This is a genomic window from Acinetobacter sp. YH12040, assembly GCF_013420005.1.
In the GTDB taxonomy this organism is placed as follows: Bacteria; Pseudomonadota; Gammaproteobacteria; order Pseudomonadales; family Moraxellaceae; genus Acinetobacter; species Acinetobacter amyesii.
The window spans coordinates 118,385-129,991 of record NZ_VOZB01000007.1 but is presented as its reverse complement, the minus strand read 5'-3'; the positions used below and the strand labels follow the sequence as shown (position 1 = coordinate 129,991).

The 11,607-nt window shown below is 38.7% G+C and carries 9 protein-coding genes and 1 tRNA gene; 2 read left to right on the top strand and 8 right to left on the bottom strand.

The features are described from left to right. Nucleotides 1-84 precede the first annotated feature (84 nt). The 7 genes from FTT99_RS09930 to pyrC form a co-directional block, all read right to left on the bottom strand. On the bottom strand, nucleotides 85-237 hold the full coding sequence (locus FTT99_RS09930; RefSeq protein WP_180085821.1) for a hypothetical protein: 153 nt from the start codon (nucleotides 235-237) through the stop codon (nucleotides 85-87). 65 nt (nucleotides 238-302) lie between these two features. After that, nucleotides 303-1,070 carry a hypothetical protein gene (locus FTT99_RS09925; RefSeq protein WP_180161427.1) on the bottom strand — a complete coding sequence of 256 codons (768 nt, stop codon included), beginning with the start codon at nucleotides 1,068-1,070 and terminating at the stop codon, nucleotides 303-305. After that, entirely contained in the window at nucleotides 1,067-1,903 is an 837-nt protein-coding gene (locus tag FTT99_RS09920) for a hypothetical protein (RefSeq protein WP_180130991.1), read from the bottom strand. Before FTT99_RS09920 ends, FTT99_RS09925 begins: the two co-directional genes overlap by 4 nt. Before the next feature lie 59 nt (nucleotides 1,904-1,962). After that, nucleotides 1,963-4,500: a TonB-dependent receptor plug domain-containing protein gene (locus tag FTT99_RS09915; RefSeq protein WP_180130994.1), complete on the bottom strand. Its 2,538-nt coding sequence runs from the start codon at nucleotides 4,498-4,500 to the stop codon at nucleotides 1,963-1,965. A 206-nt stretch (nucleotides 4,501-4,706) separates the two neighbouring features. After that, nucleotides 4,707-4,782 (bottom strand) — tRNA-Glu (locus tag FTT99_RS09910). A 20-nt stretch (nucleotides 4,783-4,802) separates the two neighbouring features. Then, nucleotides 4,803-5,462, bottom strand: a complete 660-nt coding sequence (gene rnt / locus FTT99_RS09905; RefSeq protein ID WP_078189149.1) for a ribonuclease T — start codon at nucleotides 5,460-5,462, stop codon at nucleotides 4,803-4,805. Continuing rightward, nucleotides 5,447-6,481 (bottom strand): dihydroorotase, encoded by a 1,035-nt coding sequence (gene pyrC / locus FTT99_RS09900; protein WP_111885770.1) that lies wholly within the window; start codon nucleotides 6,479-6,481, stop codon nucleotides 5,447-5,449. Before pyrC ends, rnt begins: the two co-directional genes overlap by 16 nt. Nucleotides 6,482-6,632: 151 nt before the next feature. On the opposite strand from pyrC, the gene FTT99_RS09895 reads away from it, so the two are divergent. Continuing rightward, complete coding sequence (locus FTT99_RS09895) at nucleotides 6,633-7,889, top strand: diguanylate cyclase (protein ID WP_180130997.1); 1,257 nt, start codon at nucleotides 6,633-6,635, stop codon at nucleotides 7,887-7,889. 81 nt (nucleotides 7,890-7,970) lie between these two features. Here FTT99_RS09895 and argG read toward each other — a convergent pair whose 3' ends face one another. Next, nucleotides 7,971-9,314, bottom strand: coding sequence for an argininosuccinate synthase (gene argG / locus FTT99_RS09890; RefSeq protein ID WP_078189146.1), 1,344 nt, complete (start codon nucleotides 9,312-9,314; stop codon nucleotides 7,971-7,973). A 619-nt stretch (nucleotides 9,315-9,933) separates the two neighbouring features. Here argG and lldP point away from each other — a divergent pair. Then, nucleotides 9,934-11,601: an L-lactate permease gene (lldP, locus tag FTT99_RS09885; protein ID WP_171263757.1), complete on the top strand. Its 1,668-nt coding sequence runs from the start codon at nucleotides 9,934-9,936 to the stop codon at nucleotides 11,599-11,601. The last annotated feature ends 6 nt before the right edge of the window (nucleotides 11,602-11,607 follow it).

Genomic DNA, 11,607 nt, shown 5'->3' with positions numbered 1-11,607 from the left:
CAGTGAAATGATTGATAAATCGAATTTTTCTTATAATGTGATAATACTGATCTAAAATTTAAATCTTTAGCACTGACCATTGGATTAATGGTCAGGAGTTTGATACTCGGCTTCGGAAGTTGCAGGTACTTGAATTTGTTCAGCTACAGGGGCTTTGTTGTCATCGCGGCTCACAATATACAGATAGAGTGCAGATGGAAATAAGATGGCTAAAACCAAGAGCAACTTTTTAAACATAGGGTATTCTTACATCAAAATAGATCAAGCCGAAGTATAAACAAAACCAGTCAGACTGTAATTAATTAAAGTTTACGGTTTTTCTGTTCTAGATTAGACAGGATGACTTGGTAAATGTCGGGGTAGTGTTGTTTAAAGTTCCGTTGTTGCATGATTGTGATGGTTGAAGCATTTGGCTCGACACCCAGTTTTAAAATTTTTTGGGTTAAAGCGAGTTGAGGGGAGCGACCATCAAAATGTGTATTCAGTAAGTTACCATCGGTATATTTTACTGTGAGTCCGATATTCAGGAGATAATCAAAAACATCAGGCAAACCAAAACCGGCAGCTTTGTAGAGTAAATTATATGTTTCTGCACGATAGCCACGGCCGTATGTTTGATGTGTTTTTAATAATCCTAATGCATTATAAAATTCTAACTTGGCAATAATTTCTTGTTCATTAATAGAACCATCGCCATTTTTTAAAGTCCTATTGATGGTATTAAAAGTGACATCGTTTGAGCTGGGTTTGCAATCAGCAGCAATCAGTCGCTTGATATCTTGAAGTGGAAGTATAAGATGCGCTGTGTCACACATTTTTTTAACTTCTTTATTTTTCATTTTACTGCTTTGAATATTTTTATTTTCAAATTCCTGCACTATGGCTGACCAACCATATATGTTTATAAATTTATAATAACGAGATGCATCATTTGTCATCCCTTTGATCTTTTTAAAGTCGTGAATGTTTTTCACTGATGGTGCATTGGTAGCGTGATTTTGTGGCACTGGAGCATTTGCAAAGCAATGCATACTCATTAGCAGGCAGCTGGTAATAACGATGTTTTTCATGGTTTATGTGTTTTTAATAAATTGTAAACGTCAGGATGTATGGTGGAAAAGTCATTCTGTTCTATTTGTTTATAGACGCTACTATTGGGCTCGATTCCTGCATTCAGTAGTTTTTGAACCAAACTCACAGAAGGGTTACGGCCTTTGATATTGTCTAAAATTAAATTACCATCCACGCCCGTGTAATCGACACCAATACTCAGCAAATAATCAGAAACGTCTTCTAGTCCCCAACCAATTGCGTTAGATTGCAAAGAGCTTTTTTCTTCATACGGGCCAAATTTATACGTAACGTGAGTTTGTAAAACATTTTCCGATTTGTAGAATTTTAATTTTTCAATGATTTCGTTTTGATCTATTTTGCCTTCTGCATTGGTTAATGCGCCATTAATAATCATAGAGGATGAACGGCCATTGAGTGGTTTGCAATTTGCTTTAAATAAGCGTTTGGTTTGATCGACAGTACTTAGACTCAGTGCAATTTCGCAAAGTTTTTCTTTTTCCCCTTTAGGCATTTTACTTTTTAGAATGGTTCCATTTTCAAAATCACGAACGATTGACTCCCAACCGTATTTGGTTGCTGTTCGATAATACTGTATTGCTTCTTCGCTCAATTTTTTGGGTTTTTTCGCTTGTATTTGAGTGTCACGATCGTTGGTTTTGGGAATAAAAGATTCTTGGTCATCATTCAATGCTGTTTGATTTGTCTGATTGGCATCATGCTCAACAGTATTTGAAGGATTTGTCGGTAGGCTGGCTTCGGGTCTAAAAATGTAGATGAAGATACCGAGACATACTATGCACAGGCCAAAGAGTAAGATTATTTTTTTCATGTTTTATTCTATTTGAAAATGAATCAAGAGCATTTTTAGGCGCTCTTGATAGGGGAAGTTTAAAATTTAAATGTGACATCAGCAATGAACTGTCGCCCAATTTCAGATCTAAGTCTGTTGGTCGACTCACTAATACCTGGGGTGGTATAGATATTATGTCGATTGGTAATATTGTTAATGGTTAAACCGAATATTGCTTTGTAATCTTTAGCGAAATTGAAATCATAAGTGGTACGCATATCCCAACTAAATCGAGGTCTAATCGTATCTGTAGCATAGGCTTCCAACAGGACACCATCATGTTCAACTTTGTTTTTTAGTTTATACGTATCTTTATATTCAGATTTGTAGCTTAAGAAGTTATTAATCTTTAATGGTAAATTTGAAAACTCAATGTCCCAACCAAAACGAGCAGTCCAAGGCTGATTGAAATTTTCAACAGGACGTTCATTAAATTGGATGAGGCTGCCGTTAAAGATAATATCGCGATCTTCAGCAGCCGTATTACTGTTAACGTTATATGACTCAGAATAGTCTAAATAATTTTTTTCTGATTCAGTGTAATCAAAGCCAAAGTTAAACCCGTGCAGAGAGTTTTTATATACGACTGGCAGCGTATTTCTGAGTGTGAGTGTGTAAATGTCAGCTTTTGCTTTACCACTATTACTATATTCAAAATGATCGATGGTATTGCTGGTGGTTGGATCAATAAAACGATTTTTTGTGATTTCATCTTTGCTATCGCGATTCACCCATTTCAGACCAAGGTTCCAGTTTTTAACTTGGCTATTAATGGCAAACACAATTTCGTCAGCATAAGGGGTCTTTAAATTGGCACGTTGAACATTGGAATTAGCTAATATTAAATCTGATAACCCAGTTTGAGTCCAATAATCTTCAGTTTGATTTTTTGTGCGTTTTAAATTGTATTCCAAAAATGCAAGTTGATCTTGCAGTTCAGTGGCTAAGGTATAGTTTGCATAATATCGATTCCATCCCGTAGTGAAGGACAGAAGATCATTTTTTAGCGGTTTATAGTTAAAGGCAGTACGAGGTGCAATATTTAAATTTTTCGATAAGCTATCATAATCTGCACGTAAACCTAAACGCGCTGAAAAATTATCCCAAGTCGATGTGTTTTCAATGAAGGTATGCACACGTTGTTGGTCAATATTAACTTTACCTTTTTGATAATACTTGCCATTTGTTTGATATTGGCCTTGATAGTTATTTTCATCCGTTGCTTCATCACAAAGAATATCACCTGCCGTACAGCTAATGCCTGAACTAGATGTAAAAGTCTTAGGCTGATTATACATATAGGCATCGTTAGGCCGTTCCCATGCAACTTTAGAATAGTCATAGCCCATACCAAAGCTTAATTGTTGCATGCTGTTGCCAATCTGAATGGTATCAAACGCATTTTTTAGACTATACGAAAATGTATCTTGATGTAATTCAATTTCACTACTTGTGGCACCTTCACCAGGATTGGAACTCCAGTTTTTAGTTGGTGTTTGCTTCCAAAGAATGCCGGTAGTTGAATCATTTTCACGTGCTTGGCTTAGCGTTTGATAGCTAATATTTTGTTTTAATGTTGAATTATTGAGTTTACTTTCTAATTCACCAAAAAATGTCAGCGTTTCTGTATTGCTAATACTTTTTGAATTTATTCGCTTATCAACGAAATTTAGACTGTCCAAATCCCCTAAATCAAAGCCAAACTTCGCTTTGATTGTGTCCGAAGGTGTGTAAAAAAGGGTAGTCCCTAAGTTGATATTATTACGCTCGCTTTTGACTTTACTGCGATCTTCTAAACCACTCATTACTGGAACGATGGATTCACGTTTAGAGGCATAACTATTGATGCCCCATTGTTCAGAGAGTTTGCTGTATAGATTCAGGCTTAGGCCGTGTTTTTTATATTCTTTATTATTTGATGAGGTTGGATCTTCAAACTCTGCAGCTTCTTCTTCATCGGTAAAATGATAACGTGACCAATCACTTTCCGTGTAGTCGTAAGTAAGGGAGCCGTGGATTTTGCCAATTTCAGTATTTGGGGCACAAGTTTCAGCATTAACTACACCACCTGTAAATTCGCCGTATGCTGCAGAAACATTACTATCGATCAATTCTAATTTACAAATTAAATCGGTATTTAGGGCCATCCCTTGTGAGCCACCATCTAGTTTGCCTGAATAGGAGTCGCCACTTGCCAGAGGGTCAAGGTTATTGGTGGTATTGACGCCGTTAATTACAAATTTATTTCGGTAAGTTTGCGCGCCATTAATAGAAATCTCGGATGGTCGTAGCTCAGCCTGTGAGTCTGCAGAACGTTGTTCACGGCTAAACTGCACATTTGGATTAACTTTTAAAAAGTCTGTGATATTTTTTGAGCTATTCGGTGTTTTTTCTAAATCTTCTTTGGTGTAGGCGGTTTTACCTACTTCTTGCTTGGCTTTGACTTCAACCTCAATAGGTGTCATCGACACCGTATTGGTTTTGATTTCTTCGGAGATCTGGCTTTCATTTGCATACGTTTGAGATGCTAAAGCAGTCAAAATTGCGATATTAAGGGGAGAATAGGCAAAGCGCATGGCTGTCAACAATTATGCAGATAAAAACGATAGCGATTATCATTAACTTTACAGGAATAATCAATAGAAATGAGAATTATTTGCAATAAATGTTTTTTTAATACACAGAAATTCAGTCAATGAGAATTAAGATAGAAATAGTGATGATTTAAGAATATTCATTCGTTATGAATATTAGAAAAAAGAAAAAGCTTGATAAGAAGTATTGGCGTCCCTACGGGGATTCGAACCCCGGTTACCGCCGTGAAAGGGCGATGTCCTAGGCCTCTAGACGATAGGGACGTTTAGAAGATGGCGGTATCTTATTGATCCGCCATCATAGTGTCAAGTAGGTGAGGGCCGAGTTTGTTCAAAATATAACAGAACAGTTCAGCGGTCTTCTGAGTATCGTAAAGTGCAGAATGTGCTTCTTTGCCATCAAACTCAATACCAGCTTGAATACATGATTTTGCCAGCACAGTTTGTCCAAACATTACAGCGCTCAAAGTCACTGTATCGAATACGGAAAAACTATGGAAAGGATTTTGATTTTTTGTTCCTGTACGTGCAATAGCTGCCTGTACAAACCCTAAATCAAAATGTGCATTGTGACCAACTAAAACAGCATGAGTGCAGTTTTGTTGACGACGTACTTCATTTACTGCTTTGAAGATACGCTTTAATGCTGATTTTTCATCTTCAGCCATGGCCATACGCATCGGATTAAATGGATCTACACCAATAAAATCCAGTGAGCGACGGTCAAGGTTGGCACCTTCAAACGGATTGATATGTGCATGGTGGGCTTCACCCGGTACAAAATTACCTTCTGCATCATACACAATAGGAATAGCTGCAATTTCCAGTAAGGCATCGGTCTGTGAATTAAAACCTGCTGTTTCGACATCGACAACAACAGGTAGGAATCCACGGAAACGTTGACCAATGACTGGTCGAGTTTCATCTGTCACACTTTTCTCCATTGGATGGTCTTACCCGCATACAACGGAATAATTTTTTCGCCATCCAAATAGTCTAAACTTTCAGGGATCACTTGATCTTCTTTTACCAAGGTAATGGTATTGGTATTTCGAGGGAGTCCGTAGAAGTCTGCACCAAAGTGGCTTGCAAAACCTTCTAAACGGTCGATTTTACCGACTTGATCAAATGCTTGAGCGTATAGCTCAATTGCTGTTGGTGCACTATAACATCCTGCACAGCCACATGCATTTTCTTTAGCATTTTTTGAGTGCGGCGCACTGTCTGTACCTAAGAAAAATTTAGGGTTTGCACTGGTCGCAACTTCGAGCAAAGTTTGCTGATGGGTTTGGCGTTTTAAAATCGGTAAGCAATAGAAATGCGGTTTAATGCCACCCACCAACATGTCATTACGGTTAAATAATAGGTGTTGCGGTGTGATTGTCGCAGCCACATTACGGTCTTGTTCTAATACAAAATGCGCAGCTTCACTAGTAGTGATGTGTTCTAGCACCAATTTTAATTTAGGGAACTGTTTTAACAGTGGAGAAAGCACTTCATCAAGGAAACGTTTTTCACGGTCAAAAATATCCACATGGTTATGTGTCACTTCACCATGTAACAGTAACGGCACTTGGTGTTCTTCGAGTTGCTCAATCACACCATAGACTTTACTAATGTCGCTGACACCACTGTCTGAGTTCGTGGTTGCACCTGCTGGATAGAGCTTAATGGCATTAACATGCTCAGATTCTTTAATTTTTTTAACTTCACTCGCTGGGGTGTTGTCTGTGAAATAGAGCACCATGCGCGGGTCAAAATGAACGCCTTCAGGAACATGTGCCATGATACGTTCACGGTATGCATTTGCTTCTTCAACGGTTTTTACCGGTGGTACGGTGTTTGGCATACAAATCGCGCGAGAGAATTGTTGTGCTAAATCAGGAACTGTACGCTTTAGGGCTAGACCGTCACGTAAATGTGCATGCCAATCATCTGGCTGAAGAAGAGTAATCGTATTCACAGCGATTCCAAGCTTGGAAATAAAACAAATGATAATGCAAATAATGTGAAAATGGTAACGAGATTTCTGTACAAATGACTGAACAGATATAAATAAAGAATAAAACTGTGGTATTTTTAAATGACTAAAAGAATTAGATAAATGCTTGGAAATGGAATACAAGTATAACCTTGCAAAGTTGCAATACGATAAAGAAAAAATAGAGGAACTGATTACACGGCAAACTCGTCGTGTAGGGGAAATGTTTCCTAAAAAACTGGAAACTCAATTTTGGACTTTAAGCCTCGATCGTGCGCAAACCAACATACGTCATTTTTTTTGGATGGGAGTGTTGATCTACTTTGTGCTCACGATGCTGATCATTCCCGGAGATTACTGGATTATTGATCAACAGCATTTTGTGCATGATTTTATTCGTTGTTTGGTCGGTCAGCTCAATGGTGCGCTGTGTCTTTTGGCTTTATATACCTTTGCCCGTTATGACCGTCTGAAGCCTTATTTTTCACATGCCAGTATGTTTGTAGTGTTTTGGGCTGTTATTTCAATGTCTTGGCTCACCATGACCGTGTATACCGAAGCACTTAAACATCAGGCCATGATGATCCTTTGTATGATTTACATCTTGAGCTATATTTTGACGGGGGTTAAACCAGTCCAAATGTTGATGTCTGGATTGTTGGCTGCTGTGGTCACCATGTTGATGCTTTTTTCATTAGAAGTGAAATTTGATGTGATGGTGTTGGGGCGTGTACTGATTGGAAGCTGTGTATTGGGTTTTGCAATCAGTAAGATGCTCTGTGCGCGTGAACGGATGATATTTTTGAATATGCTGCGCGCGGATATTAGTGAAAAAATCCATCGTATTCATACCACAGAGCTTTTACATTTAAGTCAGCATGATGAATTAACCAAGATTTCAAACCGACGTACTTTTGATGAAATGCTTGATACCTTTTATGAGCAATCTCGACGTAATAACACCTCGCTTGCTGTGCTATTTATCGATGTTGATCATTTTAAAAACTATAACGATTTCTACGGTCATCAAAAAGGCGATGATGTAATTTCAACCATTGCCAAAACCATTAAAAATGCCATTCGACATATGGATTTTGTAGCGCGATATGGTGGTGAAGAATTTGTGGTTTTATTGCCAGAAACAGATGCACATGGTGCTTATGCGGTAGCGTCAAATATTTATAAAGCAATCGATCGTTTAGAAATTCCACATGCCAAATCACAGGTTTCAAATCACGTCACTATTAGTTTGGGTATTACGGTATATCGTGCTGAAAATATGACGAAGGATGAATTGTTAAATATTGCCGATCAGGCGTTGTATCGTGCGAAACAATTAGGCCGGAATCAAATTTACTATCAGTCGATTCGTTCAGCACATGTGGCTTAATGTTTAATAACATTGAGAACTTCTCTGAAATCGGCAATAAAAAACCGCGCAAAATGCGCGGTTTTTTTGACTCAACAAATCTTATTTGTTTTTGTCTTTTAATTGAGGCACTGCAGAACCTGTACCTACTGCAAGTAAGCCAGAGTTTGTGTAGATGCCTAATTTAGCGCGAGTATCTGTGATATCGAGGTTACGCATAGTCAATTGACCGATACGGTCAGCAGGACTAAACATAGAGTCACCTTTCTCCATAGTTAAACGCTCAGCTTCATAAGTGAGGTTAGGAGATTCAGTGTTTAGAATAGTGTAGTCATTACCACGACGAAGTTCTAAAGTCACAGTACCAGTGATTGCTTTAGCAACCCAACGCTGCGCAGTTTCACGAAGCATTAATGATTGAGAATCGAACCAACGACCTTGGTAAAGAAGACGACCTAAACGCAGACCGTTAATACGGTATTGTTCGATGGTGTCTTCGTTATGAATACCAGTCACAAGACGCTCATAAGCGATGTGAAGAAGCGCCATACCCGGAGCTTCGTAGATACCACGAGATTTTGCTTCAATGATACGGTTTTCGATTTGGTCAGACATACCTAGACCGTGACGACCACCGATACGGTTAGCTTCAAGAATGAACTCAACTGGGTTTTCGATGCGTTTGCCATTTAATGCAACAGGGAAGCCTTCTTCGAAAGTTACAGAAACTTCTTCAGCTTTTACTTCTACGTCATCTTTCCAGAACGCAACGCCCATGATTGGGTCTACGATTTTGATACCCGCATTAAGGTATTCAAGATCTTTTGCTTCGTGAGTCGCACCTAACATGTTTGAGTCAGTTGAGTACGCTTTCTCTTTTGACATTTTGTAGTCAAAACCATTGTCGATCAGGAACTGTGACATTTCTGCACGGCCACCTAGCTCGTCAATGAAAGTTTGGTCTAACCAAGGTTTGTAAATTTTTAGCGATGGGTTAGTCAACAGACCATAACGATAGAAACGTTCAATGTCGTTACCTTTATAAGTCGAACCGTCACCCCAGATGTTTACGTCATCTTCTTTCATTGCGGTTACAAGCATCGTACCTGTAACTGCACGACCAAGAGGAGTCGTGTTGAAATAAGGCATACCACCAGTTGAAATGTGGAAAGCGCCACATTGAATAGCCGCAATACCTTCTAAAGCAAGTTGTAAACGACAATCAACTAAGCGAGCTTTAACTGCGCCATACGCTTCCGCTTTTTTTGGAATCGCATCGTAGTCGTCTTCATCAGGTTGACCTAAGTTTGCTGTGTAAGCATAAGGTTCCGCACCTTTTTGTTTCATCCACAAAAGCGCAGCTGAAGTATCTAGACCACCAGAGAAGGCAATACCAACTTTTTTGCCAACTGGGACATTCTGCAAGATAGTTGCATTATCAGTCATTGTTAATCCTAACGATATAAATATAGGCACCGAGAATGGGTGGCCTGAAAGAATACATATATGTGCATGATTGTAGCACTTTTCTGCACGGTTTTTCTAAAAAATCATGAGATACAAGCGATGAGTTGGAAAAAAAATGATCGTTGAAATCTATTGTTGAATACTTCATCTAGTTTTTGCGGGTGGAAAATACGTTTTCTGAAAGAAATAGGATGTAAATATAAAGAAATCTATTTGATTTGAATTAATGGTCATACCAATATTGTGTTGATTTGGTTTTTATACTTTTCATTGAAATGAGACTCAGGTCAAAAAAAGCTTGGTTATTAGACTAAAGTATATTTTATAGAATTTATTCATAAATAATAATTATAAAACAGATATTTAAAAAATTGTTGTTAAAAATTCAAACTGGAAAATAACGTTTTCGCATTGAGTATTGGTCATACCAAAAATAAGAAAAGCTTGAATGATTGAGTTGAAATATTTAAAAATTGCAGAGTATTTCAGCAATAGTATGAGTTTTTATGTCTTTGATTTTTATATTGGTCATACCAATGAAAAAAGACCACATGCTGATATTGCTCAATAATTAAATCTTAGTAAGCATTTCAAGGAGATGACAATGCTTCAATGGCAGCAAATATATGACCCAATGGGGAATATATGGATATCAAGTTTAATTGCGCTCATTCCGATTATCTTTTTTTTCTTGGCGCTTGCTGTATTTCGTTTAAAAGGCAGTGTGGCAGGTACGATCACCGTTGTACTGGCACTTTTGGTGTCTTTATTTGCCTATGACATGCCTGCGCTTATGGCATTGGCTTCGATGGTCTACGGTTTCTTCTACGGTTTATGGCCGATTGCATGGATCATTATTGGTGCGGTGTTCCTGTATAAAATCTCTGTCAAAACAGGGCAGTTTGACATCATCCGTTCTTCGATTCTTTCGATTACTGAAGATCAACGTTTACAGATGCTGTTAGTTGGCTTTGCTTTCGGTACTTTCCTAGAAGGTGCGGCGGGATTTGGTGCCCCTGTGGCGATTACCGCAGCACTATTGGTAGGTTTAGGCTTTAAGCCTTTATATGCGGCAGGTCTTTGTCTGATCGTAAATACAGCGCCAGTGGCTTTCGGTGCGATGGGTATTCCAATTATCGTTGCTGGGCAAGTGTCTGGTGTTGATACGATGGAAATCAGTCAGATGGTTGGTCGACAGCTGCCATTTATGGTACCGATTGTACTGTTTTGGATTATGGCGATTATGGATGGCTGGCGCGGTGTGAAGGAAACTTGGCCTGCAGTTGTGGTTGGCGCGAGTAGCTTTGCGATTGCACAGTATCTAACCTCGAACTTTGTCGGTCCTGAATTACCAGATATTACCGCGGCGATTGCCTCTTTAGTGTCATTAACGATTTTATTTAAATATTGGCAGCCTAAACATATTTTCCGCTTTGCAGATCAAGATGCGACGATGAGTGAAGATGTTGCTGCACAAAAACAGCAAAAATATAGCTTGGGTCAAATTGCAAAAGCGTGGTCGCCATTTGCGATCTTAACGGTGATGGTTACGATCTGGAGTATTAAACCGTTTAAGGATTTATTTACCAAAGATGGCGCGCTGCATGACATGGTTATTTCGATCAAAGTGCCATTCTTACACCAATTAGTTCAAAAGATGCCGCCAGTCGTACCTGAAATGAAGGACTATGATGCTATCTATAAATTTGATTGGTTTTCGGCAACAGGTACGGCAATTGTCATTGCTGCGATCATTACCATTATTTTCTTAAAAATGAAGCCGAAAGAAGCGATTGTGACCTTTGGTGAAACTATTAATGAATTAAAAATTCCAATTTATTCGATTGGAATGGTCTTGGCTTTTGCATTTATCGCCAACTATTCAGGGATGTCAGCAACATTGGCATTAGCACTTGCGCATACAGGTCAAGCCTTTACCTTCTTCTCACCATTTTTAGGATGGCTTGGTGTCTTCCTCACGGGTTCAGATACGTCAGCCAATGCACTATTTGCTGCATTACAGGCAACCACTGCACAGCAAATTGGTGTGCCAGAAGTATTACTCGTTGCTGCCAATACCAGTGGTGGTGTGACTGGAAAAATGATTTCACCCCAGTCCATTGCAATTGCATGTGCGGCAGTTGGCTTGGTAGGTAAAGAGTCTGATTTATTCCGTTTTACCGTAAAACACAGTATAACGTTCACAATCATGATGGGGATTTTAATCACCCTACAAGCTTATGTGTTCCCTTGGATGATTCCATAACACGCA

What these genes read in the sequence shown, in the direction of transcription:
- FTT99_RS09930 (WP_180085821.1), bottom strand. Translation starts at nt 237, where the DNA reads ATGTTTAAAAAGTTGCTCTTGGTTTTAGCCATCTTATTTCCATCTGCA.
- FTT99_RS09925 (WP_180161427.1), bottom strand. Translation starts at nt 1,070, where the DNA reads ATGAAAAACATCGTTATTACCAGCTGCCTGCTAATGAGTATGCATTGC.
- FTT99_RS09920 (WP_180130991.1), bottom strand. Translation starts at nt 1,903, where the DNA reads ATGAAAAAAATAATCTTACTCTTTGGCCTGTGCATAGTATGTCTCGGT.
- FTT99_RS09915 (WP_180130994.1), bottom strand. Translation starts at nt 4,500, where the DNA reads ATGCGCTTTGCCTATTCTCCCCTTAATATCGCAATTTTGACTGCTTTA.
- rnt (WP_078189149.1), bottom strand. Translation starts at nt 5,462, where the DNA reads ATGGAGAAAAGTGTGACAGATGAAACTCGACCAGTCATTGGTCAACGT.
- FTT99_RS09895 (WP_180130997.1), top strand. Translation starts at nt 6,633, where the DNA reads ATGGAATACAAGTATAACCTTGCAAAGTTGCAATACGATAAAGAAAAA.
- argG (WP_078189146.1), bottom strand. Translation starts at nt 9,314, where the DNA reads ATGACTGATAATGCAACTATCTTGCAGAATGTCCCAGTTGGCAAAAAA.
- lldP (WP_171263757.1), top strand. Translation starts at nt 9,934, where the DNA reads ATGACAATGCTTCAATGGCAGCAAATATATGACCCAATGGGGAATATA.